General features: G+C 63.2%; 28 protein-coding genes and 1 pseudogene. 12 read left to right on the top strand and 17 right to left on the bottom strand.

Annotation, left to right across the window (positions count from 1 at the left end; all coding sequences use genetic code 11):
• On the bottom strand, positions 1 to 1,132 hold a 1,132-nt coding region (locus tag X743_RS142765), incomplete at its 3' end, for a LysM peptidoglycan-binding domain-containing protein (protein ID WP_023768443.1).
• A 159-nt stretch (positions 1,133 to 1,291) separates the two neighbouring features.
• Here X743_RS142765 and X743_RS142760 point away from each other — a divergent pair.
• Entirely contained in the window at positions 1,292 to 1,903 is a 612-nt protein-coding gene (locus X743_RS142760; RefSeq protein WP_023768444.1) for a TIGR00730 family Rossman fold protein, read from the top strand.
• 68 nt (positions 1,904 to 1,971) lie between these two features.
• On the opposite strand, the gene X743_RS142755 is transcribed toward X743_RS142760, so the two are convergent.
• Positions 1,972 to 2,862 (bottom strand): LysR substrate-binding domain-containing protein, encoded by an 891-nt coding sequence (locus X743_RS142755; protein WP_023768445.1) that lies wholly within the window; start codon positions 2,860 to 2,862, stop codon positions 1,972 to 1,974.
• Positions 2,863 to 2,971: 109 nt separating this feature from the next.
• On the opposite strand from X743_RS142755, the gene X743_RS142750 reads away from it, so the two are divergent.
• Positions 2,972 to 3,262 (top strand): muconolactone Delta-isomerase family protein, encoded by a 291-nt coding sequence (locus X743_RS142750; RefSeq protein ID WP_031258511.1) that lies wholly within the window; start codon positions 2,972 to 2,974, stop codon positions 3,260 to 3,262.
• A 181-nt stretch (positions 3,263 to 3,443) separates the two neighbouring features.
• Positions 3,444 to 4,439: a transporter gene (locus X743_RS142745; RefSeq protein WP_023768447.1), complete on the top strand. Its 996-nt coding sequence runs from the start codon at positions 3,444 to 3,446 to the stop codon at positions 4,437 to 4,439.
• Between the two features lie 15 nt (positions 4,440 to 4,454).
• Here X743_RS142745 and X743_RS142740 read toward each other — a convergent pair whose 3' ends face one another.
• From X743_RS142740 to cysS, 9 genes are all read right to left on the bottom strand, one after another.
• On the bottom strand, positions 4,455 to 5,141 hold the full coding sequence (locus X743_RS142740) for a glutathione S-transferase family protein (protein WP_023768448.1): 687 nt from the start codon (positions 5,139 to 5,141) through the stop codon (positions 4,455 to 4,457).
• An 8-nt stretch (positions 5,142 to 5,149) separates the two neighbouring features.
• Entirely contained in the window at positions 5,150 to 6,067 is a 918-nt protein-coding gene (gene rarD / locus X743_RS142735) for an EamA family transporter RarD (protein ID WP_031258512.1), read from the bottom strand.
• A gap of 83 nt (positions 6,068 to 6,150) precedes the next feature.
• The gene (gene cimA / locus X743_RS142730) at positions 6,151 to 7,767 is read right to left on the bottom strand and encodes a citramalate synthase (RefSeq protein WP_031258513.1); all 1,617 of its coding nucleotides are present in this window, start codon (positions 7,765 to 7,767) and stop codon (positions 6,151 to 6,153) included.
• 197 nt (positions 7,768 to 7,964) lie between these two features.
• A complete protein-coding gene (gene pip / locus X743_RS142725; RefSeq protein ID WP_031258514.1) occupies positions 7,965 to 8,918 on the bottom strand; it encodes a prolyl aminopeptidase in 954 nt (317 codons plus the stop codon).
• A complete protein-coding gene (locus X743_RS142720; RefSeq protein WP_023777851.1) occupies positions 8,915 to 9,391 on the bottom strand; it encodes a GFA family protein in 477 nt (158 codons plus the stop codon). Before X743_RS142720 ends, pip begins: the two co-directional genes overlap by 4 nt.
• Positions 9,388 to 9,879 (bottom strand): GFA family protein, encoded by a 492-nt coding sequence (locus X743_RS142715; RefSeq protein ID WP_023768453.1) that lies wholly within the window; start codon positions 9,877 to 9,879, stop codon positions 9,388 to 9,390. Before X743_RS142715 ends, X743_RS142720 begins: the two co-directional genes overlap by 4 nt.
• Positions 9,880 to 9,885: 6 nt before the next feature.
• Entirely contained in the window at positions 9,886 to 10,272 is a 387-nt protein-coding gene (locus X743_RS142710; RefSeq protein ID WP_023768454.1) for a VOC family protein, read from the bottom strand.
• Positions 10,269 to 10,676, bottom strand: a complete 408-nt coding sequence (locus tag X743_RS142705; protein WP_023768455.1) for a DUF559 domain-containing protein — start codon at positions 10,674 to 10,676, stop codon at positions 10,269 to 10,271. Before X743_RS142705 ends, X743_RS142710 begins: the two co-directional genes overlap by 4 nt.
• A 120-nt stretch (positions 10,677 to 10,796) precedes the next feature.
• The gene (gene cysS / locus X743_RS142700; RefSeq protein WP_023768456.1) at positions 10,797 to 12,245 is read right to left on the bottom strand and encodes a cysteine--tRNA ligase; all 1,449 of its coding nucleotides are present in this window, start codon (positions 12,243 to 12,245) and stop codon (positions 10,797 to 10,799) included.
• A 417-nt stretch (positions 12,246 to 12,662) separates the two neighbouring features.
• Here cysS and X743_RS1000000171300 point away from each other — a divergent pair, with 417 nt between their 5' ends.
• Complete coding sequence (locus tag X743_RS1000000171300; protein ID WP_013896350.1) at positions 12,663 to 12,818, top strand: hypothetical protein; 156 nt, start codon at positions 12,663 to 12,665, stop codon at positions 12,816 to 12,818.
• Positions 12,819 to 12,897: 79 nt separating this feature from the next.
• On the opposite strand, the gene X743_RS142695 is transcribed toward X743_RS1000000171300, so the two are convergent.
• A complete protein-coding gene (locus X743_RS142695) occupies positions 12,898 to 13,659 on the bottom strand; it encodes an SOS response-associated peptidase (RefSeq protein WP_023768457.1) in 762 nt (253 codons plus the stop codon).
• A 137-nt stretch (positions 13,660 to 13,796) separates the two neighbouring features.
• Here X743_RS142695 and X743_RS142690 point away from each other — a divergent pair, with 137 nt between their 5' ends.
• The 4 genes from X743_RS142690 to X743_RS142675 all read left to right on the top strand — a co-directional run bounded on the left by X743_RS142690 (position 13,797) and on the right by X743_RS142675 (position 16,195).
• The gene (locus X743_RS142690; RefSeq protein WP_023768458.1) at positions 13,797 to 14,231 is read left to right on the top strand and encodes an NUDIX hydrolase; all 435 of its coding nucleotides are present in this window, start codon (positions 13,797 to 13,799) and stop codon (positions 14,229 to 14,231) included.
• A gap of 62 nt (positions 14,232 to 14,293) precedes the next feature.
• Positions 14,294 to 14,671 carry a TIGR02301 family protein gene (locus X743_RS142685; protein ID WP_023768459.1) on the top strand — a complete coding sequence of 126 codons (378 nt, stop codon included), beginning with the start codon at positions 14,294 to 14,296 and terminating at the stop codon, positions 14,669 to 14,671.
• Between the two features lie 410 nt (positions 14,672 to 15,081).
• Positions 15,082 to 15,339, top strand: a complete 258-nt coding sequence (locus X743_RS142680) for a hypothetical protein (protein ID WP_008874920.1) — start codon at positions 15,082 to 15,084, stop codon at positions 15,337 to 15,339.
• A gap of 70 nt (positions 15,340 to 15,409) precedes the next feature.
• Positions 15,410 to 16,195, top strand: coding sequence for a hypothetical protein (locus tag X743_RS142675; protein ID WP_031258516.1), 786 nt, complete (start codon positions 15,410 to 15,412; stop codon positions 16,193 to 16,195).
• 84 nt (positions 16,196 to 16,279) lie between these two features.
• On the opposite strand, the gene X743_RS142670 is transcribed toward X743_RS142675, so the two are convergent.
• On the bottom strand, positions 16,280 to 17,611 hold the full coding sequence (locus tag X743_RS142670; protein WP_023768461.1) for a dihydroorotase: 1,332 nt from the start codon (positions 17,609 to 17,611) through the stop codon (positions 16,280 to 16,282).
• A gap of 75 nt (positions 17,612 to 17,686) precedes the next feature.
• On the opposite strand from X743_RS142670, the gene X743_RS142665 reads away from it, so the two are divergent.
• The 3 genes from X743_RS142665 (at position 17,687) to X743_RS142655 (ending at position 21,389) form a co-directional block, all read left to right on the top strand.
• Positions 17,687 to 18,547 carry a folate-binding protein YgfZ gene (locus X743_RS142665; protein WP_023768462.1) on the top strand — a complete coding sequence of 287 codons (861 nt, stop codon included), beginning with the start codon at positions 17,687 to 17,689 and terminating at the stop codon, positions 18,545 to 18,547.
• Entirely contained in the window at positions 18,547 to 19,182 is a 636-nt protein-coding gene (locus X743_RS142660; RefSeq protein WP_023768463.1) for an HD family hydrolase, read from the top strand. Before X743_RS142665 ends, X743_RS142660 begins: the two co-directional genes overlap by 1 nt.
• A 65-nt stretch (positions 19,183 to 19,247) precedes the next feature.
• Positions 19,248 to 21,389, top strand: coding sequence for an EAL domain-containing protein (locus tag X743_RS142655; protein WP_031258518.1), 2,142 nt, complete (start codon positions 19,248 to 19,250; stop codon positions 21,387 to 21,389).
• A gap of 10 nt (positions 21,390 to 21,399) precedes the next feature.
• Here the strand turns inward: X743_RS142655 and X743_RS142650 are convergent, their stop codons facing one another.
• Positions 21,400 to 22,290: a fatty acid desaturase family protein gene (locus X743_RS142650; RefSeq protein WP_031258520.1), complete on the bottom strand. Its 891-nt coding sequence runs from the start codon at positions 22,288 to 22,290 to the stop codon at positions 21,400 to 21,402.
• Positions 22,291 to 22,402: 112 nt separating this feature from the next.
• Between X743_RS142650 and X743_RS142645 the strand changes: the two genes are divergently transcribed.
• Positions 22,403 to 23,320, top strand: a complete 918-nt coding sequence (locus X743_RS142645) for a LysR substrate-binding domain-containing protein (RefSeq protein WP_031258521.1) — start codon at positions 22,403 to 22,405, stop codon at positions 23,318 to 23,320.
• 20 nt (positions 23,321 to 23,340) lie between these two features.
• On the opposite strand, the gene X743_RS142640 is transcribed toward X743_RS142645, so the two are convergent.
• The 3 genes and pseudogenes from X743_RS142640 to X743_RS142635 all read right to left on the bottom strand — a co-directional run bounded on the left by X743_RS142640 (position 23,341) and on the right by X743_RS142635 (position 26,199).
• Positions 23,341 to 23,613, bottom strand: coding sequence for a DUF3303 family protein (locus X743_RS142640; RefSeq protein ID WP_023768467.1), 273 nt, complete (start codon positions 23,611 to 23,613; stop codon positions 23,341 to 23,343).
• 18 nt (positions 23,614 to 23,631) lie between these two features.
• Positions 23,632 to 25,102, bottom strand: a pseudogene (locus X743_RS04985) (RimK family protein).
• Entirely contained in the window at positions 25,102 to 26,199 is a 1,098-nt protein-coding gene (locus X743_RS142635; protein ID WP_031258522.1) for a GNAT family N-acetyltransferase/peptidase C39 family protein, read from the bottom strand. The pseudogene X743_RS04985 and the gene X743_RS142635 overlap by 1 nt, the downstream one beginning before the upstream one ends.
• Positions 26,200 to 26,403 lie beyond the last annotated feature (204 nt).

A 26,403-nucleotide genomic window follows, 5' to 3' on the forward strand; every position in this document is an offset into this window, starting at 1 on the left:
GTGCCGACTCAGCCGGAGCGGCCGCAACGGCTGGCGCTTCGGCTGCAGAGGCCGGGGCGGCAGGCTTGGTCTCTGCTGGCTTCGTCGCTGCTGGCTTGGTCTGGGCGGGCGCCACGGCGGCAACCGTGTCACCCGGCTCGCGTTCGAACGGAACAGCGGCGCGGGTGACCACCTTCACGCCATCGGCATCAAGGCCATCGACATGGATGGTGTAGCTGCCGACCGGAATGTCGCGGGTCGCTTCGACGAGGAAATGACCGTCGCGCGATGTCTGGGCGTCGCCGAGCAAAATGTCATTGGCGTAGGCGCGCACCTTGCGGCCCGGATCGGCAAGGCCGGCGACAAAGATCTTGCTGCCATCGATCTCGACCGCTTCAACAACAATCTTGGGCTCAGCCGCGGCTGCGGCGGGCGATGTTGCCGGCGCCGGAGCAACAGCCGCCGGCGCTTCAGCGGCCGGAGCCGGCGCTGGTGCAGCCGGCGCGGCAGCCTGGTCGCCAGTGGCCGGTGCGGCCGGTTTGGTTTCGGGCGCCGGGACTGTCAGCAGTTCGGCCGGCTTGCCCGGCTCCTCGACCATCGCCAGCACCTGGCCGGCGGCATCCTTGGGAACCGAAACGACGGCGGTCTGCACCGAGGCGGTCACCACGGTACCGACCGTCGAACGCATGGCAATCGTATAGTCGCCCGGCTTCAGCGGATCGTCGAGCACGATGACAAAGGCTCCATCGGGACCCGCCACCGTCGAACCAAGCACTGTGGTGCCGTTCAGGATCTCGACCTTCGAATTGGGCGCCGCATTGCCGGCAACCACGATCGAGCCGTTGCCCTCGACGCGCACGACGTCGAATGTCGGCGCGATCGGACCTGCCGCCGCGGGCGCTGCCATTGCATCCGCTGCCGGAGCCGTCGCCTGTGGTGCCGCGGCGGGAGCGGCCGGCACCGCCGGTGCTGGCAACCGCCCTTCCGTGCCGGGATCCGCCGGCTTCGCCTCGGGCGGCGTCAAGGCCGCTACCTGCGCCGGTGGCGTTGGATGAAGATACGGGTCGAGTGCACCCGATACATAGGCGGTTCCCGCAGCCGCGACGGTCCCACCCGCCGCGAACAGGAACGCCTTCAGTGGATTAATTGCCATATTTCCCTACCCCTTAGCCACCTAATGCCGGTCTAGCGTGTTTTCCCAAAGCCGACAAGAAAAAGGGGCCGACAAGAAAAAGGGGCCGACAAGAAAAAGCCCGGCCTTATTACCCTTGGGGCTTGACCCCGCTTTCAGACCCAATCACCAATCGTCGGCATGAACACGATTCGATCCGTCTGCGTCTATTGCGGCTCGTCTCCGGGCCGTGATGAAACCTATGTCAAGGCCGGTCACCTGCTCGGGCGCTCGCTTGCACGCTCCGGCCTCAGGCTGATTTATGGCGGCGGCACCAAGGGTATCATGGGCGCCGTCGCCGACGGCGCGCTCAAGGCCGGCGGCAAGGTAACGGGCATCATTCCGCGCTTCCTGATCAACAGGGAAGCGACCGAAACCGCGCTTGACCGCCTCGACGAGCTGGTAATCACCGACAATATGCACGAGCGCAAACATAAGATGTTCGAGAAATCCGACGCCTTTGTGGCGCTGCCGGGCGGTATCGGTACTGTCGAGGAGATCGTCGAGGTCATGACCTGGGCGCAACTCGGCCATCATCGCAAGCCGATCGTCTTCGGCAATGTCGGTGGCTTCTGGGATCCGATGCTGACGTTGCTTGATCATATGGCGGCGGAAGGCTTCATTCACACCGCGCAAAGGGTCAAGCCGCTGGTCGTCAACGACCCCGAGGCCATCGTCGCCGCCATCATGGTGGCAGGCTCCTCCGTCGACGCCCCGACCGAGGGTGTGCAGTCGGTGATCGATAAGATGTAGGGGAATAAGGGAATAAGGCAGTAGGGGAAATCAAGGCGCATCGACGCCTGCCCTACTGCCCTACTGCCCTACTGCCTACTGCCTACTGCCTTCCGCAAATCCCCAATCACCGCCCGCCGGTCATGCCGGCGCCAGGCCAGATGGAGCGACACCGTGCGTTCGAACCATGGCAAATCGCGAAACACCACCCGCGGCGGTGCGGCGGCACGCAGGCTGGACTGAACCGTCGCCATGCCGAGGCCGGCGCTGACCAGGCCGAGCGAGGTCAGCGGATCGGCTGTTTCATAGGCGATGTCGGGCAGAAAGCCGGCCTTTGCACAGGCGGCGAGGAACTGGCCGCGATTGGTGTCGTCGGGCTGGCGCACCACGGTGATCCAGGTGCGGCCGTCGAGATGCCGCGGCCCGATGTCGGCTAGCGCGACAAGCGGATCATCCTCGGGGATAGCCAGCACCAGCGGCTCGCGCCGCACCAGCATGCTGTCGATGTCCGGATCGTCGGCTGGGGCCGGAGCGTAGACGAAGCCGAGATCGAGCACACGCTGCCGCAGGTCATCGAACTGCGCGGCCGTGCGCCGGCTCCTGAGTTGAAGATGGAAATCCGGCCGCTCGCGGCGGAACTGCCTGAGCATGTCGGCGACCAGCCCGGCATGCACCGCGCCCTCGACATAGCCGATGGCGAGACGGCCGACCGCGCCGCTGGCAAGGTTGCGGCCGAACTCCTCCACGCGCCGCGCATCGGCGAGCAGCGCGCGGGCCTCGGTGAGGAAAGCGCGGCCCTCGGCATTGAGGTGGACGCGCTGCTTCGCGCGTTCGAACAGAGCGACGCCCAGTTGCGCCTCGAGCTGCATGATCTGCCGGCTGAGCGGCGATTGTGAAATATGCAGGATTTCGGCGGCGCGGCCGACGTTGCCGGTTTCCGCAACGGTGACGAAGTATCTGATCTGGCGCAGGTCGAACATTTTTCTTCGAAGCTCTAATTCCTCACGGGTCTCAACTTTAGCCTAGTCAGTCTTGGACAGTCTGACCATCGAAAAGAGATACTCGGCCATCCCAACCAAGGAGACCGACATGCAGTTCTTTGCCCTTCTCACCCGCAACACCGCCAAGTTCAGCGACGCCGACTTCGCACCGCTTCTGCCCGGCGAGGCCGAGCAGCGGCGCACGCTCTACGCCGAAGGCGCGGTGCGCCAGGTCTGGAATCGCGGCGATATTCCCGGCAGCGGCATGATGTTCGAGGCGACCGACGACGCCGAAGTGCGTGGCCATCTCGCCACTCTGCCATTGGTCAAAGCCGGCATGATGGACGTCGCGGCGATGGTACCGCTCAACCCCTATCCCGGGTTTGGGCCAAAGCGCTGAACCGTCGCAATTGCAATGCGGTGGCGGTGAAAGGCGCCGTCACCGCATTGCCGCCTGCCCGACACTCTGTGATCGGCTGTCAAGAAACCGTCACACGGAAGCGGGTTCGTGCGTGCTAGAAATCCCGGTCAGGTGCCGCTGCGCGGCGCCGCCTTGCAACTCGTATCTGGCACTGCGCCCAATGGATGTCGCCCTCCCCGAAGGCACCGACCTGTCGCCCTATCTGCCCGACGAGCACGGGCTGTTCTTCATCTATCATTTCACCGCCAGTGGCCTGCGCACCAAGGATCCTGCGCAAGCGCAGTGGACCTGGCGCAGCTATCAGATCACCGACTTGCACGCCCGCCAGGAGATCGGCGCCGAAAAGGCGTTGCCGGCGCCGGCGCGCGATGCCTTCCTCGCGCCCAGCCATGGCTGCCATATCGACTACGAGGACAACTGGCTCTTTGGCGATTTGCCTGATCTCAGGCACGATTTTTCGGAGGCGCGCGGGCTCGTCCATTTCCGCTTTGCCTTCAACGACACGATGCTGATCGGCGCCCGCAAGCAGCCGCTGGAGTCGGTCGACGCGGTGCGCAAGGCGGTGGAGAACGGATCGCGGAAATTCCGCTCGCCGGCGGAGCTGATCGAGGCGGTGATGGGCCAGTCACTCGACGGCATGGCGGCAGAACTCGGCAAGCTCGCCGACACGCTCGACGGCATCGAGGACCGCGTGGTGCGCGACGCATGGCACAATGAGCGCCAGGCGCTGGTCGAGGCGCGCCGGCAGTTGGTGGTGATCCATCGGCAGATGGCGACGCTGACCAACCTGTTCCGGCATCTCGACCATTCGCATCGCGACGAATTGCCCGACCTGATCAACGACATGGCGGCCAGGCTCTCGCACCGCGCCTTCACGCTCTACAATGACGGCGAGCAGTTGCAGGCGCGCACCAGGCTGCTGCAGGACGAGCTGATGGCCAAGCTGACCATGCAGTCGAACCAGTTGCTTTATGTTCTCTCCGTCATGACGGCGGTGCTGCTGCCGATGACCATCATCTCCGGCCTGTTCGGCATGAATGTCGGCGGGCTGCCGCTCGTCGATACACCAATAGGCTTCTGGGTGGTGACGGCGGTGTCATTGGTTATCGCGGCGGCCACCTATCTGTTCGTCAGGAGGCTTGGCCGGGGATTGTAACGGCAGCCCGCGGTTTCACCCCAAGGCGCGAAGATCCTCGATGATGGTGCCGGCCGCGCGGACTTCCGCTTCGTGGTCGGGCTCGCGCCAGGTCTCGGCCAGGCCCGCAGCGTACCATTCGCGCATCGCCGGCAGGGCCAGCAATTGCGCCGGATAGGCGGAAGCCGCGCCCTCGAAAGAGAGCCCGTAGGATTGGGCCCGGAACGCCACCGGGGCAAAGAAGGCATCGGCGGCGGTGAAATGCGCGCCGGCGAGAAACGGCCCTCCGAAACGGGCAAGGCCATCGTTCCAGAGGTCGCCGAGGCGGAAGAGATCCTGCTTCAACGCGTCGGACATTGGAAACGGTTCGACGCGCACGCCGCAGCTCATCGGGCATGCGCCGCGCAAAGCTGTGAAACTCGAATGCATTTCGGCGGCGGCCGAACGCGCCCAGGCACGCGCTTTGGCCTCGACAGGCCAGACACCGTGATGCCGCTCGGCCAGATATTCGACAATGGCAAGCGAATCCCAGACCGCCCAGCCATCGTCGGTCAGGCAAGGCACCCGCCCGTTCGGCGAGAACGATCGGTAAAGGCTCCAGCTCGATCCGGTCGGAAACGGCATCAGCCGCTCCTCGAATGGAATGTCCAGCGCTCGCATCAAGATCCATGGCCGTAGCGACCACGAGGAATAGTTCTTGTTGGCAATGTGCAGCTGGTACATCGAAATCCCTATCGGGCGGAGGCCTTGCGTGCCGATGTCAGCATCGACCAGGAATAGATCGCCAGTGCCGTCCAGATCAGCGCGAAGGCGAGCGCCTGGATGGTGCCGAACGGCTCATCGAAGATCAGCACGGCGATCAGGAACACCATGGTCGGCGCGATATACTGCATGATGCCGATGGTGGAGAGCCGCAACAGCTTGGCGCCGAAGGCAAACAGCAACAGCGGCACCGATGTGACCGGACCGCAGCCGATCAGCAACGCCGTGTCGGTGCTGTTACTGGACACGATGTGATCCTGTCCGGTCGCGATCAGGTAGACGATATAGCCAAGCGCCGGCACCGACAGCAAAAGCACTTCGAGCAGAAAGCCCTGGCTTGGCCCGATCGGCAGCGTCTTGCGGAAGAAGCCGTAGGCGGCGAAGGAAAACGCCAGCGCCAGCGATACCCAGGGCAGCTTGCCGCCCTCGATCGTCAGCACCGCGACGGCGACCGCCGCAAGCACAACCGCGGCGATCTGCAAGCGGTCGAGCCGTTCGCCAAGCAGCAGCGCGCCGACGACCACACTGACCAGCGGGTTGATGTAATAGCCAAGCGCGGTCTCGACGGTGCGGTCGACGGCGATCGCCCAGACATAGATGCCCCAGTTGACTGAGATCAGCGCCGCCGTCAGCGCGGCCATGGAAATGGTGCGCGGCGAGCGCAATGCCGCTTTGAAGTCCGCTGTGCGGCCAGCCCAGATGAGAACCGCAGCGGCGATCGGCACCGACCAGACGATGCGGTGCGCGATCACCTCGGCGAGCGGCAGATGCGCCACTGCCTTCATGTAAAACGGCAGCAACCCCCACAAGAGGTAAGCACCCAGCGCCAACAGGAAACCGCGCCGGGCCTTCGAATCCGCGTCGAGCATAATTACTTCAGTGACCATGGGCCAACGCTATGGCGCAGTCATCTCCGCAAGACCATCGCAAAGTTGTGATGGATCAATGGACTTTCGCTGATGGTTCAAACTTACTCGGCCGCAACCAGGCCCGCCATCTCCCGGTTCTTCATCAGTTTGTAGACGATCGAATCCATCAGCGCCTGGAAGGACGCGTCGATGATGTTTTCGGAAACCCCGACGGTCCACCAGCGCGCGCCGGTGCCGTCATGCGATTCGATCAGAACCCGGGTGATGGCCTCGGTGCCGCCATTGAGGATACGCACCTTGAAATCGGCGAGTTCGAGATCGACGATCTCGCTTTGGTATTTGCCCAGATCCTTGCGCAGCGCGATGTCGAGCGCGTTGACTGGGCCATGCCCTTCGGCCACCGACATCTTCTCTTCGCCGTCGACCAGCACTTTCACGATCGCTTCGGACACCGTCTTCAACTGGCCATTGGCGTCGAAGCGCCGCTCGACCATGCAGCGAAACGAGGTGACGTTGAAGAATTCCGGCAGGCCATGCAGCATCTTGCGGGCCAGCAGTTCGAAGGAGGCGTCGGCGCCCTCATAGGCATAGCCTTCGGCCTCGCGCTCCTTGACCACGGCAATCAGCGCGTCGAGCCGGTGATCGTCCCTGGGCACATCGATGCCACGCCGCTTCAGCTCGGCGAGAAAATTGGCCTTGCCGCCCTGGTCGGAAACCATGACGCGGCGGCGGTTGCCGACCGTTTCCGGCGGCACGTGCTCATAGGTCGCCGGCTCCTTGGCCAGCGCCGAGGCGTGGATGCCGGCCTTGGTGGCGAAGGCCGAGGCGCCGACATAGGGCGCCTGCGCCTCAGGCGCACGGTTCAGGAGTTCGTCGAAGGCGCGTGACAGCCTGGAGATGCCGGTCAGCGCTTCCGCCGAAACGCCGGTCTCGAAGCGATCGGCGAAAGCCGGCTTCAGCGCCAGCGTCGGCACGATCGACACCAGATTGGCGTTGCCGCAGCGCTCGCCGATGCCGTTCAGCGTGCCCTGGATCTGGCGCACGCCGGCTTGGACGGCGGCAAGGGAATTCGCCACGGCCTGGCCGGTATCGTCATGGGCATGGATGCCGAGATGGTCGCCGGGGATGCCGGAGGCGATCACGTTCTCGACGATGGCGCGCACTTCCGATGGCTGCGTGCCGCCATTGGTGTCGCACAACACCACCCAGCGCGCGCCGGCGTCGTATGCCGTCCTGGCGCAGGCCAGCGCATAGTCCGGGTTGGCCTTGAAGCCATCGAAGAAATGCTCGCAGTCGACCATCGCTTCCTTGCCCGAAGCGACGGCCGTCTCGACCGAGGCCTTGATGGCATCGAGGTTTTCCTCGTTGGTGCAGCCGAGCGCGACACGGACATGGTAATCCCAGCTCTTGGCGACGAAGCAGATGGCGTCCGACTTCGATTGCACAAGGGCGGCAAGGCCGGGATCGTTGGAAGCCGAGACGCCTGCCCGCTTGGTCATGCCGAAGGCGACAAATTTGGCCTTCGCCGTGCGTTTCTGCTGAAAGAATGCGGTGTCGGTCGGATTGGCGCCGGGATAACCGCCCTCGACATAGTCGAAGCCGAATTCATCGAGCAGCCTTGCGATGGCGATCTTGTCCTCGACCGAAAAGTCGATGCCCGGCGTCTGCTGGCCATCGCGCAGTGTGGTGTCGAAGAGATAGAGGCGTTGCTTTTTCATGATGGCAAGGTGCTTGAGCACCCCCCTCTGGCCTGCCGGCCATCTCCCCCGCAAGGGGGGAGATCGGCAGCTTTGATGACAGCGCTGGTCCTGCAACGTCGACGATTGGCGAAAGCGAAGGCGACATCCAATCTCCCCCCTTGCGGGGGAGATGTCCGGCAGGACAGAGGGGGGTGTGAAGGATCGCCGTGCATCGACTATACCTTCCCCGCAAACCGGTCGGTCGCCCGGATCAGTTGGTCAAGGATGCCCGGCTCCGAATAGGCGTGGCCGGCGCCCTCGATCAGGTGGAAATCCGCCTTCGGCCAGGCCTTGTGCAGCGCCCAGGCGTAGCGCGCCGGACACGGCATGTCATAGCGGCCATGGACGATGGTGCCGGGGATGTCCTTGAGCTTGTGCGCGTCGCGCAGAAGCTGCCCCTCCTCCAGCCAGCCGGCATGGACGAAATAGTGGTTCTCGATGCGGGCGAAGGCGACGGCGTAGTCGTCCTCGCCAAATGGCCCGCTGGTCTCCGGTTCCGGCAGCAGCGTGATCGTCTCGCCCTCCCACAGGCTCCAGGCGCGGGCGGCCTCGATTTGCGCCATGCGGTCTGTGCCAACCAGCCTTTTACGGTAGGCCGCCATCATGTCGCCGCGTTCGGCTTCGGGAATCGGCGCCAGAAAGCGTTCCCACTTGTCGGGAAACATCTCGGAGACGCCGAACTGATAGTACCATTCGAGTTCGGCGCGGGTCAGCGTGTAGATGCCGCGCACCACCAGTTCGCTGACGCGATCGGGGTGGGTCTCGGCATAGGCGAGCGCCAGCGTCGAGCCCCAGGAGCCGCCGAACACCAGCCATTTGTCGAAGCCCGCCATTTCGCGCAGGCGCTCGATATCGGCGACCAGATGCCAGGTCGTGTTGGCTTCCAGCGAGGCGTTCGGCGTCGATTTTCCGCAGCCGCGCTGGTCGAACAGGATGACGTCGTAGAGTTTGGGGTCGAACAGCCGCCGGTGCTTCGACGAAATGGTGCCGCCGGGTCCGCCATGCAGGAACACCGCCGGCTTGGCTCCCTTTGTGCCGGAACGTTCCCAATAGACTTGATGACCGTCGCCGACATCGAGGATGCCTGAGTCGAATGGTTCGATTTCCGGATAGAGGGTACGCAAGCTCATAGTTTCAGGCCCTGTTGCGGCCAGTTGGCCGTTTCGTGATCGGGATGCTGGAAGGAGATGATCTGCTCCTGCCTAGCGTAGAAGTCTGGATCCTGGTGAATGGGCTGGTCGAAGATCGTCTCCACCCAGGGCAGCCGCGCGGCGTAATTGACCTGGATCTGCGGCGCCAGATCCGAGCGGTCGTCGAAGGCGCCGATGGCGATCTCGAGCCCGCCTGGCTGGCGGTAGGTCAGCGGCGTGCCGCAGCGGGCGCAGAAGCCGCGATCGATATTGACCGACGACTGGAAATAGCTCGGTTCCTCGTGAGTCCATTCGACGCCGTCCTTCGGCACGGTCACCAAAGCGCCGAAGAAGGAGCCGAACTGCTTCTGGCACATCCGGCAGTGGCAGATGGACGGGCGCCCGAGCGCCCCCTTGATGCGGAAGCGCACCGCGCCGCATTGGCAGCCGCCGGTTCGAACCTGATCGGTCATGACTTTTCCTTTGGCGGCCACTGTTCCGTATCGTGGTCCGGGTGCTGATATGAGACGAGATCGGCGAGATACGGAGCCGATGATATATCGGCCATCGTCTCCTCGCCCGGCAGTTTCGGGATGGCGTCCACATAGGGCAGTTTTGCCTCGGTGCCCCACTGGATCGACGGCACGATCTCCGCCGGATTGTCGAACGCACCGATGGCGAGACCGACACCATCAGGCGCGGTAAAGGTCAGCGGCGTCCCGCAATTGGCGCAAAACCCTCGATCGACATGGCTGGACGAGCGGAAATATTTCGGCTCGCCGCGCGTCCACTCGAACTTGGCGCCGCGCACCGATACCAACGGTGCGTAGAACGAGCCGAACGCCTTCTGGCACATGCGGCAGTGGCAGACCGAGGCATCGCCAAGCGCGCCCTCGACGCGGAAGCGCACCGCGCCGCACTGGCAGCCGCCTGTGTAGACCGGCCGGTTGTCGAGGCTCATCGTTGCTCACTCCGGGTCATGGCAAACCGCCTCGACATTGTTGCCGTCGGGATCGAAGACGAAGGCGCCATAGTAGCTCGGATGATAGTGCGGGCGCAGACCAGGCCCGCCATTGTCCTTGCCGCCGGCGACAAGGGCCGCCGCATGGAAGGCATCGACCTCGGCACGGCTGCGCGCGGTGAAGGCAACGTGCTGGTGGTCTCTCGGCTTGTTCTTGCCGGTACTCAACCAGAACACCGGCCGGTCGCGGCCATAGCCGCCGACCTTGGCGCCGCCGGTGTATTCCAGCGGCACCATATAGAGCAACGACGCACCAAGCGGCGCCATCGCCTTGTCGTAGAAAGCCTTCGAAACATCGAAATCGGCAACGGTGATGCCGAGATGATCGATCATGGAACAGCCTCCCTTGCTGGTTCGCCCGCCGGTATCGCGGCATTGCCCAGGCCGGCCTCGACGACGATGTGCTGGCAAACATTGTCGATATCGCGAATGACGTCATCGTTCCAGAAGCGGAGGACGGTCCAGCCGCTGGCTTTCAAATAGGCGCTTCGCGCCTCGTCATGCCGCAGATGTTCGGCATCTGCATGCTGGCTGCCATCGACCTCAACAACGAGGCGACAGGCCGAGCAAGCGAAATCAACAATGTAAGGGCCGATCGGCACTTGCCGGCGAACGCTCATTCCCATCAGTCGGTGGGCGCGCAACTCGTTCCAAAGCTTCAGCTCGGCATCGGTCATGGCGCGCCGCATGGATTTTGCATTCTTGCGCTGTCGCGACGGAACGAGGTCGTGCCCCATCAATCACCTTTACGCTGAAGATTGGCGAAATCGCCGATGATAGGCAATCTCCCCCGCAAGGGGGGAGATCGGCTGTCGCCAGCGCCTCCGCCAACCTTGCAAAGGCGCTTGGCGCCACCCTCACCGCTTCACCTCCCACGTCGTGACACGTTCGCCGGTCACCGGATCCTTGCCGTCCTTCAGCTGTACACCTTGCGCCAAAAGGTCGTCGCGGATGCGGTCGGCTTCGGCCCAGTTCTTGGCGGCGATCAATTCCAGGCGCCTGGCGATCAATCTCGCGACCTCGGCCTCGTCGACCCTGGCCGCGCCGATGTCGAAGCCGAGGAAGAGAAGTGCGGCTTTCAGCGAAGCGGCGGCGGCGTTCCCGCCATGGCCTTCGACTTCGCTGGCCTCGCCGGCAAGCTGGGTCAATTGCTGGAAGGCAGCGTAAGTGGCCAGGTCGTCGGAAAGGGCTTCCACGACCTTAGCCGGCAATTGTCCCGCCGCCGGCGCCAGATCGGCCGCGCGTTTCCATTTGCGCAACGTGTTCTCCGCCTCCTCCAACTTGCGCATCGAAAAGTCGATCGGCTCGCGGTAGTGCGTCATCAGCATCGCCAGCCGCAGAACCTCGCCCGGCCAGTTGCGGCCGCCGAAGGTCTCGGTCTCCAGCAGTTCGTGGATCGAGTAGAAATTGCCGAGGCTCTTCGACATCTTCTGCCCTTCGACCTGCAGGAAGCCGTTGTGCATCCAGACATTGGCCATGACATCGGTGCCGTGGGCGCAGCGCGACTGGGCGATCTCGTTCTCATGGTGCGGGAAGATCAGGTCGAGGCCGCCGCCATGGATGTCGAAGACTTCGCCGAGATAAGCCGCCGACATCGCCGAGCATTCGATGTGCCAGCCTGGCCTGCCCCTGCCCCACGGGCTCTTCCAACCCGGCTCTTCGGGCGAAGACAGTTTCCACAGCACGAAATCGCCAGGGTTCTTCTTGTGCGCGTCGACGGCGATGCGGGCACCAGCCTGCTGCTCGTCGAGATTGCGCTTCGACAACTGGCCGTAGTCAGGCATCGACGCCGTGTCGAACAGAACTTCACCTGCAGCGACATAGGCATGGCCGCGTTCGATCAGGCTTTGAATCAAGCTGATCATGTCGGCCTTGCCGTCGGCGCGGGGCTCGACGAATTCGGTGGCGCGCGGTTCGACGGTCGGCTCCAGGCAGCCAAGCGTGGCGACATCGCTGTGGAACTGGTCGGCGGTCTTTTCGGTCACCCGCCGGATCGCTTCGTTGAGCGACAGCTTTCCGGCTGATATCTCGTCGCCGAAATCGCGCAGCGCGCGCGCGTTGATCTTGTCGTCGACATCCGTGATGTTGCGCACATACGTGACATGCGTTTCGCCGTATACATGGCGCAGCAAGCGAAACAGCACATCGAAAACGATCACCGGCCTGGCATTGCCGATATGGGCGAAATCGTAGACGGTCGGGCCGCAGACATACATGCGCACATTCAGCGCATCGATCGGCGTGAAGTCCGCCTTCGTCCGCGTCAGCGTGTTGTAGAGGCGCAGGCCCTTAGATGCGTCAGACATTCCATGCCTTCCCGGTTCCGAACTTTTTGTCTGGATGGAGCCGGCCCCGCGCCGAGGCGCAAATCAGGCTCCAGCCTGCTGGCCGGGGCGTTTGTCCAATCTAGGGGAAGATGAGGCGAAAACGTCCGGACCAGCGCGAGGCTAGCCAATAATGCAAATGCCACAAATGGCGAAAGACGTTTTCATGGGCGGCTTTATCGCCTTGGCCAGTGTTGCCGTCAAGTCGCTGATCCCAGGAAAAACGTCATAAAGACGGGTAAGCGCGTCGCTCGATCACGCGGAATCAGGCAGTGAAACATTTTATTAAACATGTCGGCACAGTCATGAAACATTCGCCGGCTAGATCACCAAGCGTCACGATTTGGTCGGAATCAACCATCAAACGCAGACACGAAGACGTTACCAGGGAAGAGAAAGATGCCTCGAAGCAAGCAAGACGCCAACCGCGCCAAGCAACCGGCGCTGGCCAGCCACTATCGCGCAATCGGTCCGGCCGCGATCGTCGCCGCCCTTCTTCACACCGCTAAGAAGAAGAAGCCGGCGCAGAAGATCGTATCGCCCCGCGCCGCCTGAAGCGATGCGCAGCCGGCGCAACCGCCGGCGATCAGGGCGCGAACAGGCGCCTTGGAAATGAAGCCCTCGACGGGCTTGGCTAGAACAGCGTCATCTGATCGTCGTGCGCACCAGGCTTCTGGCGCCTGACCTTCTCGGGCTCCGGTCCGGTCTCGCCCCTCTCCTGAATTTCCGGTCCGGTATTGGCGACCTTGTTGACGAGGTCGGACACGGGAATCGCTTCGAAGAAATCAACCTGCGCCGGCCGCAGCAGGTCGGCGACATCACGCGGCTCGAGCGTGCGGCAATCCAGCCAGCGGGCGAAATCCCCGGGATCGACGACCACCGGCATCCGGTCGTGGATATGGGCGATGTCGGCATTGGCGTTGACGGTCAGGATCGCGCCGGTATCCATTTCCGAACCGCCCGGCTCGGCATAGGTTTCGATCAGGCCGGCAAAGGCCACCAACCCGCCATGCCGGGGCCGTATCCAGTAGGGTTGCCCCTTCTTGCCGCCGGTTTGCCGCCACTCGTAGAAGCCGGATGCCGGCACCAGAGCGCGGCGATGGCGCATGGCCGCCTTGAACGAGGCCTTCTCGATCGCGCCTTCCGAGCGCGCGTTGAACAGCAGCGGAAACTCCCTGGTGTCCTTGACCCAGGTGGGAATGAGGCCCCAGCGCACCAGCATCGACTGGCGGTCCGGCAGGTTGGAGCCTGGCGCCCGCGGCACCCCGGAGAGCGCCATCAGCACTGGCTGCGTCGGCGCGATGTTGTAGCGCGCCGGAAATTCCTCCAGCTCAGCCAAGCCCAGAAAGGCGGCGGTCTGGCCCGGCGTGGCGGTCAAGGCAAAGCGTCCGCACATGATCGATCGTGGCTCTCGAATAATTCCGCCGAATGGTTCCGCAAGAAAGTGGCGATGGAACAGCCGCACTGCAACCGCTAAAGCTGTCCGGCACTGGCCGTCCACAGCGGGCTGCGGCGATCGAACGGTTGGGAGCCATGAACGAACAACGAAAGATACTGCCGGCAGTCTCGGTCGCGGTGGTGCGTGGTGACACCGTGCTCTTGGTCAAGCGCGCAAGGCCGCCTTCGCAGGGGCTCTACGCCTTTCCGGGCGGCAAGGTCGAAGCCGGCGAGACACTGGAGGATGCCGCGAAGCGCGAGTTGCTGGAAGAAACCGGTTTGCACGCCGCCGGTTTTCGCCCGCTTCGGGAAATCCATATCGACGGCAGGGATGAGAGCCATCCGGTCGACTACCGCCTCACGGTCTTCGGCGCTGCCTATACCGGCGGCGAGGCAGTGGCCAGCGACGACGCCGAGACGGCCGCCTTCTATACGCTCAGTGAGATGGCGGCGTTGCCGCTCGCCGGTTCGGTGTTCGCGGTGGCACAGGATCTGCTGGGTCGACCCGACGGTTCCCCTGCAAGCCGCTGAAATCCGCAACCGTCCCGCTGGAAACGCCTTGCAGGCGACAAATTGTTTGGCCAGATAGACGTATGAGCCGCACTTCCCTTCTCGTCGTTTTGTGCCTTGCCGCCAGCACGGGCCTAGCGGTGCGGCCGGCATCGAGCGCGGAGGCGCCGTTCGAGCCTGGCTTGATGCGGCTGGCCGAGGTTTTGGGATCGCTGCATTTCCTGCGTAATCTGTGTGGCGAGAAGGGCGACCAGTGGCGCGTCGAGATGGAAAAACTGCTCGATTCGGAAAATCCGGATGCCGAACGGCGGGCCCGCTTCATCGCCAGCTTCAACCGCGGCTACCGCTCTTTCGGCGGCACCTATACGCAATGCACTGCATCAGCCACCGAAGCCATCAGCCGCTACATGAAGGAAGGCGAGACGCTGACGCGCGACATCGCCTCGCGCTACGGCAATTAGGTCAATTCCAGAAAAAGTGTGACGCGGTTTTCTCTGGGGACAACGGCGAAGCTCTCCAGGCGTCCATCAACAGATATCCGGGCAGTTGAGAGTGGCAGCGGACATATCCGGCTTGTGCCATCCAGTGTCTTGGTGCAATCCTGATGTTGCACTTCTGCAACAACGTTAATCAAACGTTAGCGCACAAATGTGGAATTAACTCAAACTGAAGGTTTTCGCCCCGCAGGCCGACCTAATCGGCTAAGTTTGATCCGAGTTGAATACAGCTTCGCCAGGCGCAGCTGTCCCTTTGTAAAGCACGATCAAAAAAATGTCGTATTTACAAATACTTACTTGGGGCTGCGTGTAAACGAAACAGATCAAGCCTGATTCACACGGATGGATCGCCGCTTGAAAGGGTGGACATCGCTATGGAACATGGTGTCAACGACATCGACGCGCTGGTCAGGGAAGAAAAGCGCCTGACGGCGGTGGAGAGCCACAGCGAAGCTTGGGCGGAAGGCCTTTCGGCCGGCATCGAGCCCGAGATCATTGCCGAGGCGGCGCTCGAGACCGCATTCGGTGAAATGTTGCGCGCCAATGGCGAGACATCGGCCCTTGCCCTGCTCGACCGCATGCGCGAGAAGGTGATTGCTGGCGCCTTCGAACCCGAGCGGCTGCGGCACTGAACCGATATCAGGTTCTTTGACCATCAAGTGCCGTTCGGGCATCATGCCCGGAATCAGGGAGATACGGGCAGTGAATTTTCCGATGTCAGGCAAGCCGAAGGGCTTGGTCCTTTACATCCGTCTCGCTGCTTGCTGTGCCGCGTTTACACTGGTGGCTTGCCTTGAGAGCAGCCCTGCCCATGCGTTGAGCCAGATCCAGCGCGAAGAGCTTCCCTCCCCTGTGACGCCGCCGACGGATAGCGACAGTCCGGCGCCCGGAAGCACGGTCCCGATGCCGGATCCCGTGGGAACGCCTTCGACCAGCCAGCCGGCTGCTCCGGACGCGGCGGAACCCGACAGCCCATCGGATGGCAGCAGCAACAGGCCGCGTGTCGACCCCGAAGCGCCCCTGCCGGAGGTGGTCTACGACCTCGCCAAGCTGCCCGAGCCCGTGCGGCGCATGCACGACCTGATTATCGAGGCTTGCAGGACCGGCGACATCGAAAAGCTCAGGCCGTTGATCGGCACGGGCGACAGCATGACCCAACTGTCGCTGGCCGACATCGACGGCGACGCCATCGCCTTCCTCAAGGGGCTCTCCGGCGACCCGGACGGCCAGGAAATCCTGGCCATTCTGGAAGAAGTGCTCAGTGCCGGCTATGTCCATGTCGACGCCGGGACGCCGCAGGAACTCTATGTCTGGCCATATTTCTTCGCGCTGCCGCTCGACAAGCTCGACGCCAAGCAGCGGGTCGAGCTGTTCAAGATCGTCACCGCCGGCGATTTCGACGACATGAAGCAGTTCGGCGCCTACATCTTCTACCGCGTCGGCATCACGCCCGCCGGGCAGTGGACCTTCTTCGTCGCCGGAGATTGAGCGGGCTTACCTCCCCAGGGAACGGTCGCCATGGAACAGCTGGGCAGGTATGACGCCGCCACTAAGCGGGCCTTCGGTCCAAGCCTATGCCGGCAGCGCCTCGGAAAACTCGACCGGCCTGCCCTGGCTTGGCGTGACGATTTCGCCTTCCCACATGATGCGGCGTCCACGAATGACGGTGCCGACCGGCCAGCCGGTGACCTGCTTGCCGTCATAGGGTGTCCAGCCCGCCTTCGAGCCGGCCTGCGCGTTGGTGATCGTTTCGCGCCGCTTCATATCGACGATGGTGAAGTCGGCGTCATAGCCGGCGGCGATGCGGCCTTTTCCAGCCATGCCGAAGATGCGCTGCGGGCCGTGGCTGGACAGGTCGACGAAGCGCTGCAAGGTCAGCCGGCCGGCATTGACGTGGTCGAGCATGACCGGCACCAGCGTCTGTACGCCAGTCATGCCCGAGGGCGAAGCTGGATAGGTTTTTGCCTTTTCGGCCAATGTGTGGGGCGCATGGTCGGAGCCGAGCACGTCGACGATGCCTTGCGCGATGCCATGCCAGATGCCGTCGCGGTGGCGTGCGGCACGCACCGGCGGGTTCATCTGGATCAGCGTGCCGAGCCGCGCATAGTCGTCGGCGCTCAGCGTCAGATGGTGCGGCGTCGCCTCGCAGGTCGCGACATCCTTGTGCTGTTCGAGGAACAGGATCTCCTCGGCGGTCGAAATGTGCAGGACATGGATGCGGGCGCGAACGCTGCGCGCAACGCGCACCAGCCGTTCGGTGCAGCGCAAGGCGGCGATCTCGTCACGCCAGACCGGATGCGATGACGGGTCGCCCTCGATGCGTTCGCTAAGGCGCTCGCGCAGCCGGAACTCATCCTCCGAGTGAAAGGCCGCACGGCGGCGGGTATTCCGCAGGATCGAGGCGACGCCTTCATCATCCTCGACCAGCAGATCGCCGGTTGACGATCCCATGAAGACCTTTATGCCCGCCGCACCGGGCAACCGCTCAAGTTCGCCAACATCCTTGGCGTTCTCGCGTGTACCGCCGACCCAGAACGCAAAATCGCAATGCATGCGGCCACTGCCGCGCCGAACCTTGTCGGCAAGCGTTGCCTCGCTGGTGGTCAACGGATTGGTGTTGGGCATCTCGAACACGGCTGTGACGCCGCCGAGCACCGCTGCCCGCGAGCCGGTTTCCAGATCCTCCTTGTGCTCCAGTCCAGGCTCGCGAAAATGCACCTGGCTGTCGACGACGCCCGGCAGGATATGCAAGCCGCGGCAGTCGATCGTCTCGCCGGCCGAGGCTTGACCGAGATCGCCTATCGCGGCGATCCGCCCGCCCTTCACGCCGACGTCGCGAAGTCCCTCGCCATCATGGTTGACCACGGTGCCGCCTGTCAGGATGAGGTCGTAGGTCATGGTCATGCTCTCTTGCGGGGGGAGTGCCAGCGGCTTACGTAATGGCCAACCGTTTTGCAAGATCAGGCTTTTATTCGCCCCATGCCCTTTACCCTTCTGAAAGACCGCGCGCTGATTTCCGTCTCGGGTCCGGATGCCGAGCACTTCCTGCAGAACATCCTCACCACCGACCTCGATGCGCTGGGTGAAAGCGAGGCAAGACCGGGCGCGCTGTTGACGCCGCAAGGCAAGATCCTGTTCGACTTCCTGATCTCGCGTGCTGGTGAAAACGCCTTCCGGCTCGAATGCCGTGCCGATATCTCGGATGATTTCGTTCGCCGGCTGATGCTCTACAAGCTTCGCGCCAAGGTCGAGATTGCCAAGTCGGAACAGGGACTTGTCTCTGTTGCATGGGGAAACGAGTCAATCGCCTCACAAAGTGATTCAACGGCGGTTGCCGACAGGCGCTTTGATGACGAGAGCGTCACGCGCTCCTATGCCGGCGCTGCGCAAGCCGATGATGGCGCCGCATGGCAGGCCTTCCGCATCGCCCACGGCATTGCCGAAAGCGGGGCTGACTATGCGCTCGGCGATGCTTTCCCGCACGACGTGCTGCTCGACGAGACAGGCGGCGTCGGCTTCAGGAAGGGCTGCTATGTCGGCCAGGAAGTCGTCTCGCGCATGCAGCATCGCGGCACGGCCAGGCGGCGTGTGTTGATTGTCCAGTCCGAGCTTCCCCTGCCCGCCGCGGGCACCGAGCTGACCGTCGAGGGACGGCCGGTCGGCGCGCTCGGCTCGAGTGCTGGCACGATTGGGCTTGCCATCGCGCGCATCGACAGGGTCAAGGCGGCGCTGGACGCCGGCCGGCCGATCCTGGCGGGCGACGTGCCGGTGACGCTCACCATTCCCGCCTGGGCCAAATTCAGTTTCCCGCAGGAAACCGTCAGCGCGGAGGAAGCCTGATGGCGGCGGACCGCACCGGCGCGCCGCAACGCGCCTGGCAGCGCATGCTGTCCGGCCGCCGGCTTGACCTGCTGGACCCATCGCCGCTCGACATCGAGGTTTCGGACATTGCCCATGGGCTCGCCCGCGTTGCCCGATGGAACGGCCAGACCAGCGGCGAGCATGCCTTTTCGGTCGCCCAGCATTCGCTGCTGGTGGAGGCGCTGTTCAACGAACTGATGCCCACGGCTTCGGCCGACGACCGGCTGGCGGCGCTGCTGCACGATGCACCCGAATATGTCATCGGCGACATGATCTCGCCGTTCAAGTCGGTGATGGGCGGCAGCTACAAGGACTGCGAATTGCGCTTGCAGCGCGCCATCCATCTGCGCTTCTCGCTGCCTCCCGACCTGGCGGCGGCGTTGCGCAAGGAAATCAAGCGCGCCGACCAGATCGCCGCCTATTTCGAGGCAACGCTGCTCGCGGGCTTTTCGACCGCCGAGGCAACGGAGTTCTTCGGCCGCCCGCGCGGTTTTTCCGCCGAACGTTTCGATTTCGCACCGCGTTCGGTGACCTGGGCACAGAATGCCTTCCTGAAGCGGTTTTCGGCGATCGAAAAATCGCGGCATCAGGCCCCGGCATCCGCGATAGGGTAGAAAACGCTAAATTAACCGGAAGCGTCAACAGTGTGATGTTCGATCACGCACCGCAGGCGCGCCCCATGCCCGTCGTGGACGTCAAGGATGGTTCGATCGTCCCGGAACGGGCGGCCGAAGGCATGGAACGCTCACGCCGCATGGAAGACGAACTGCGCGAACAGAACGAACGCTTTTCGGCTGCTGTCGAGAACATGTCGCACGGCCTTTGCATGTTCGACGCCGACGAGCGCATGATCATCTGCAACGGCAACTACATCGACATCTTCTGCCTCGACGCCAAGGTGGTGCGGCCCGGCATCCGTTTCATCGACATCCTGCGGCACAGCGTCGACATCGGCATCGCGTCGCAAAGCGCCAATGAACTCTACGCCATCCGCAAGCCCTATATCGACCAGGCGAAACCCTCGACCTACGAGGAGGCGCTGGCGGACGGCCGCATCATCCGCATCTCGCACCGCCCGCTGGCCTTGGGCGGCTGGGTCTCGATCTATGAGGACATCACCGAACAGCGGCGCGCCGAGCAGGATCTGAAGGAGCAGCATCGCCGCTTCGACGCCGCGCTCGCCAACATGTCGCAAGGCCTGCTGATGTACGACGCCGACGGCAAGATGATCGTGCGCAACGAGCGTTTTCTGGAGCTTTACAAGGTCAAGGCAGCGGATTTCCCGCTTGGAACAACGCATCGCGACGCGCTCGAACGGTTGCTTGAACTCGGCATCTATACGCAGATCGACGTCGACAGCGAAGTTGCCAAGACGGAAGCCTGCCGGCGGGCGGGAAAAATCCATTCGGCCTATCGGCATCTTGCCGACGGCAGGACAATCCTGGTCACACGCCGGCCAATGAGCGGCGGCGGCTGGGTGGCGACTTTCGACGACGTCACAGAGCGCCGCCGCACCGAAGAGCGTATGACCCATCTTGCGCATCACGACATGCTGACCGGGCTGCCCAACCGCTCGATGTTTCGCGAACGGCTCGACCTCGCCCTGGAAGACGCGGCGGCCGCACGGTTGGCGATCTTCTCGCTCGATCTCGACCGCTTCAAGGCGATCAACGACAGCTGGGGGCACCCGGCCGGCGATTGGCTGTTGAAATGCGTCGCCGAGAGGCTGCAGCGTTGCCTGCGCAATGAGACAGACATTGTCGCCCGCTTCGGCGGCGACGAGTTCGTTGTCATGCAGTTCAATTTCAAGGGCATCGCCGATGCCGAGAAACTGGCGAAGCGCATCATCGAAGCGGTCGCAAAGCCGTTTCGCGACAAGAGCCGGGACATGCATGTCGGCATCAGCCTGGGCATCGCCGTTTTCCCCGACGACGGCAGGGACGCCGATGCGCTGTTGAAAAACGCCGATACGGCACTCTATCGGGCGAAGAGCGAAGGACGAAACCTCTATCGCTTCTTCGAACCCAAGATGGACGCCATGGTGCAGACCCGCCGGGCGCTTGAAGTCGACCTCGAGACAGCGTTGCCGCGTCAGGAATTCGATCTCGATTTCCAGCCCATCATGAACATCGCCTCCGGCGAGATCACCGGCGCCGAGGCCTTGATGCGCTGGCATTCCCCGGTGCGGGGGACTGTCGCGCCGGACCAATTCATTCCGGTCGCCGAAGACATCGGACTGATCGTGCCGCTCGGCGAGTGGGCGCTGAGGAAGGCCTGCGCGGCGGCGGCCGGCTGGCCACCAGGCCTGCGTATAGCGGTCAATGTCTCGGCCGTGCAGCTCAGAAGCGACGGATTTGCCCGCAGCGTCATCTCGGCACTGGCTTTTTCTGGGGTGCCGGCCGGGCAGCTGGAACTGGAAATCACTGAAACCGTGCTGATGGACGAGAGCAAAGCCGTCTTGAAGGCGCTGCGGCAATTGCGTGACCTCGGCATTCGCATCGCGCTGGATGATTTCGGCACCGGCTATTCCTCGCTCGGCTACCTCAGGCGGTTCCCGGTCGACAAAATCAAGATCGACCGTTCGTTCATCCGCGACATCGGCAATCGCGACACGGCGGCGATCGTTCGCACCATCATCGGGCTCGGTACGGAGCTTGGCATCGTCGTCACGGCCGAGGGCGTCGAGACCGAGCTGCAACTCGACATGCTGCGCGACAATGGTTGCACGGAGGCGCAGGGTTATCTGATCGGCGTGCCGTCGAAGGCGGCGGACATCCAGCGCCTGTTGAAGTCGCGTGCGCCGCGCAGCCAGACCGGCTGAGACAGGCCGCTCAACGCAGTGTCTCAATGTATTTCTCGTGGAAGCTGACATAGCCGGGTTCGACCACCTTGAGATGCCGCTCGATCAGCGCATGAAACCGCGGCAGCTGATGAAACGGCACGCCGGGATAGGCATGATGCTCGGCATGAAAGGGCATGTTCCAGGCGAGCTTGCGGACAAGCCAGTTGGTCAGTGTCGTCCTGGTGTTCTCCAGCATGTTGGCGACGAAGGGACAGCGGCCGTGCTCGGCCAGCAAGTAGAGGCGCAGGAATGGCTGTCCGAGCAAAACGGGAACGATCCAGACATAGAGAAGCACGGAGAGCCGGAAATAGACGGCGAGCAGAATGACCACGGCATAGATGGCAATCATGGCGCGCGCCTCGGCCCGTACCTTGGGGCGGCCTTTCGGCGGCACATAGCTGTCCTGGCCGCGTCCAATGGCATTGGCGTAGAGCGTCTTGAAATGGCCCCACCACACCGGAATGCCGGAAACATGCACGAGGTACTGCCGCAGCGTCTCCGGTTTCGGGGACGCCAGTTCCGGGTCGTTGTCCGGATCCTGTGTGAAGCGGTGATGGGCGAAATGGAAGTAGCGGAACCAGTCGGCCGGCAGCGCGATCGCCAAGCTGCACACCCGCGCCACCGCATCGTTCAGCCTTTGGGTCTCAAACGCCGTGCGATGAACCGTCTCATGAAGGAGCGTGAACAGGAACACGATCAGGATGCCTTGCGGCAGCATCAGCAGCGGCCAGAATGGCACCTTGGCCGCAATCAGCGCTCCAATGACCGCGATCGCGCCCCAATGGGCACCAAGCTGAACGAGACCCACGGCGTCGGACTTGGCGGTCAGACGATTGCGCTCTTCCGGGGTCAATGACGCGATGATGTCGCGATGGTCCATCGGCTTCGATCCTGGCTGGGATTTGATGACATCCATTGTAGCCGATGAAAAAACTTTCCAAAAACGACGATTTCTGCGATTTAGATAAGGTGAACTTATCTATCCGGTGATCATGGTTACATCTCCATCGCTGAAAGGACTGCAGGCTTTCGAGGCCGCGGCGCGCACAGGCAGCTTTGCCGCGGCGGCGGAAGAGCTTTCGGTTTCGCCTGCCGCGGTCAGCCAGCTCGTCCGCTCGGTCGAAGAACAGATGGACCGCAAGCTGTTCCATCGTGTCAACCGCCGCGTCGTCCTCACCGAGGCGGGCGTGGAAATGCTGCCACGGCTAACCATGGCCTTCCAGGAAATCGGCAGCGTCGCGCGCGAACTGGGCGGCGACGTCTTCCGCCCGCGCCTGGTGGTGTCGGTCCCGCCATCCATGGCCATGGGTTGGCTTTCGCAGCGCCTGGCCGGCTTCGTCGCAAGCCATGGCGCCGCCGATGTTTCGCTCCGGGGCGATGACGATCCGGTGCCGTTCGATCGCGAGCTGATCGATATCAGGCTGTCTTACGGCCCGCATTATCGCGAGCACCCGACCGAGGACATCGTCCGTGACGCGGTCTATCCCGTTTGCGCGCCAAAGCTCGCCAGCATGGTCAAGGCAGATGGCGGACCGCTCGCCGGGCTGCCGCTGATCCACACGGACTGGGGGCCGACCGGCGCGTCTTTTCCGTCCTGGGGCAACTGGTCCGACGCGGCCGGCATCCAGCCCGACCGGGCAGCGCAGCGCGGCCTTTCGGCCAACTCGTCACGCGCGGCGCTCGACCTTGCCATTTCGGGGTTGGGCGTGGCGCTGGCGCAAGGGGTCTATTGTGCCGAGGCTCTGGAGGACGGCAGGTTGGTCCGGCCCGCCGCCAGGGCGATCGCGCTGCGCCAGCCCTATTGCCTGACGATCCCGGAAAGAAGCGGCCGGCGCGACGTCGTGGCGGCGTTCCGCGATTGGCTGATCCGTGAATGCCAGCGCGCAGTGGGTTCGCCGGCATTCCGTTGACACAGCAGGCGGCGAGACGATCAGAGGTGCCCGCTCAATGCTTGCGTCATATCCTTGCTGGTTGCCACGGGAACGATCTCGAACTCGACCAGATCCGCCCATTCGATGACCCAACGCTGCAGCAGTGTGACGTCATCGGCTTCGACCAGCAGGAAGCAGCGGCTCATATCCGCCGCGATCCAGCTGTGGTGCACGACAAGCTCATCCGGCTTCAGGCGGCCCCGATCGCGAAAACGGCGGTAGATCTCCTTGCGGTCGCTGCCGGTGAAATCCTCGATCACGATGAACTGCATGGTTTCTCCTCGGTTGAATTACCGTCCCGGCCTGTCCAGCCGCTCCAGGAACCACTGCGTCAACCGCACCCAGACTTCATCCTTCTCGCCGGAATCCTCCCAGCCATGGTCGAGGTTGGGATTGTCGTTGACCTCGATGACGAAGACACCATCCTTGGTCTCCTTGAGGTCGACGCCATAGAGGCCGTCGCCGATGCAGCGCGCCGCCTTGACCGCGGTCTCGACGACATGGGGCGGCGTCTCCTTCAGCGTGAAGGTCTTGATGCCACCCTGGTCGGGCTTGCCATTGGCCTTGTGGTTGACGATCTGCCAGTGCTTCTTGGCCATCAGGTAATGGACCGCAAATAGAGGCTGCCCACCGAGCACGCCGACACGCCAGTCATACTCGGTCGGGATGAATTTCTGCGCGATCAGAAGATCGGAATCCTCCAGCCACTCGGTCGCGAGCCGCGTCAGCTCCTCGAGGTTGGCGCATTTCTTGACGCCGCGCGAGAAGGAGGAGTCCGGGATCTTCAGAACCAACGGAAAGCCCAGCGTCTGCGCAGCGAGCTCAAGGTCCGATGTGCCGGCGATCATCACCGTGGGAGGCACCGGCACCTTGTTGTAGGCCATCAACTCGTTGAGATAGACCTTGTTGGTGCAGCGGATCATCGACAGCGGGTCGTCGATGACCGGCATGCCCTCCTGCTGGGCGCGGCGGGCGAAACGATAGGTGTGGTTGGAGATCGAGGTGGTCTCGCGGATGAACAGCGCATCGTAGTTGGCGAGCTTGGCGAGATCCTTCCTGGTGATGGGCTCGATTTCGACCCCCATCTTTTCGGCGATCTTGGCCCAGTAGCGCAACGACGAGATTTCCGACGGCGGCAGTTCCTCATGCGGATCGACAAGCGTTGCGAAGGTGTAGCGCGCCGGCGTGCGGCCCTTGGTGTCGCGCCACTCGCGGTTGGTGTAGGTCTCCAGGCACTGGATGAAGCTTTTTTCCTCGTCCTCGGTCATGCGTGCCAAGGGGTGGAAGCCGATCTTGCGGATCGAGGCCCATTCGGCGCTGTCCTTGATGTGAACCTCGAGCGCCGGTGCCCGGAACCAGTCGAACAACAGCTTGGCGAAGCGGTCCCACACTTTCGACGGCCCGATGCCGAAAAAGATGCAGACCTTCGCCGGAAAGGCGCCGCCGAGATCCTTGCGGCATTTGTTGAGCGCCAATTCCAGTTCAGGCAGCGCATGTTCGTAGAGCTTGCGCTCGGACAGGTCGATCATCGTCTCGACGGTCGGGATGACCTTATGGCCGCGCGAGCCCGCCAGCAGCGAGGCATAGTAGCCGCGGCTCTGGTAACCGTAGTTGTTCGACAGGTTGATGACCTTGGGCCGCTGGCCGCGGAACAGCGAGGGATGCGCGAGATACTCGCGATTGGTGATGATCTTGTGCGGTGTCGCCACCTGGTCGAGATCGCTCNTCGCTCTGCCTGCCGGTAAGAATGACCCAGGTCATTATCTCTTTCCCAAAGTGATGGCGGCACGCAGTCCGTCGCGGCCGAACTGCGCCATGTTCATGAAGATGCCGTAAGGCACGGGAATGTTGGCGGCATCAAGGATGGTTTCCTGCCTTTCATCCTCGACCCAGGGATCGTGGATCAGGATATGGTCGCCATCGTCGCCGATGGCCAGTACCCAGTGAGGCACCTTCTTGCCGAACATCAGGAAGCCGCTGATCAGCACCAGCACTAGCTTTCCCCCAGCGATCGCGGTTCTGATATCGTCGATGCTGAACGGACGGTAATTCACCGGGATACCGTAAAGTTCCGCGCGGCGGCGAAAGTCGACCTGGGCCAGCTCCATCACCCGGCGCTTGTCCTCGCTGCGCACCGACTGCAGGAACAGCGCGCCGTAGAAGGAAACGAAAATCTCCGCCGCGAGTCCGCTTTCGTAACCCGAGACCGCCAGGCCGAACGGCTCGCAGCCGCCAGGTCCAGACATCATGAAGACGGTCGTCGCCTCGCGCCAGAGGCGGATTTCCATCACCGGGTCCGGCACGAAGCCTTGGTCGAAATTGGCCATGGCCATCATCAGGCAGCACGGACCGCAGGTGAACTCGCAGGTCTGCTGATAGAACGGCACCTTGGTGGCGACCGGGAGATCGCCGCGCAGTGTCTTTTCATAGCGAAGCGCGGTCTCGCCGTCGGAGTAGTAGCCCGGCTCGCGGCCGATCTTGCGATAGCCGGCCTGTTCGTAGATGCGGATGGCCCGGCCGTTGTCCTCGCGCACTTCGAGGCGCAGCATCATGCGGTCGTGCTCGAAGGCTGCCTCCTCGGCCGCCGACAGCAGCTGGCGGCCGACACCGAGTCCCCCGAAAAACGGGCCGACAGCTATGGAATAGAGCCGCGCGACCCCGCTGCCCTTGCGAAACAGCACGATCGAATAGCCGGCGACGCGGCCATCGATTTCGGCGACCAGCGCTTCGGCTGTCTCACGCTCGATGAACTGGCGAAAGGAGCGGCGGGAGATGCGGTCGCTCGAGAACACAGCTTTCTCGATGGCGGCGAGATCATCGACGTCGGACGCGCGGGCCGTGCGGATCTCGGCAGGCATGCGGCTTGAGGAAACCTCGATTGCGTTGCGGAAACGGCCCCGGTCAAAAGCGTCGCGAACACCGGCCGAAGCGCCGGTATTCATCAAGCGCTATCGCTCCTTGATTAGGGCCGAATTGTGACAGTTTCGGTGACGGCAGCGAAGCCGGCAAGCTTTGCGCAAGGTCGCCGTTTGAAGCCTGCCCGTTGCGGAAGATCACAGCCC

Source organism: Mesorhizobium sp. LNHC232B00 (assembly GCF_000502435.1).
Lineage (GTDB): Bacteria > Pseudomonadota > Alphaproteobacteria > Rhizobiales > Rhizobiaceae > Mesorhizobium > Mesorhizobium opportunistum.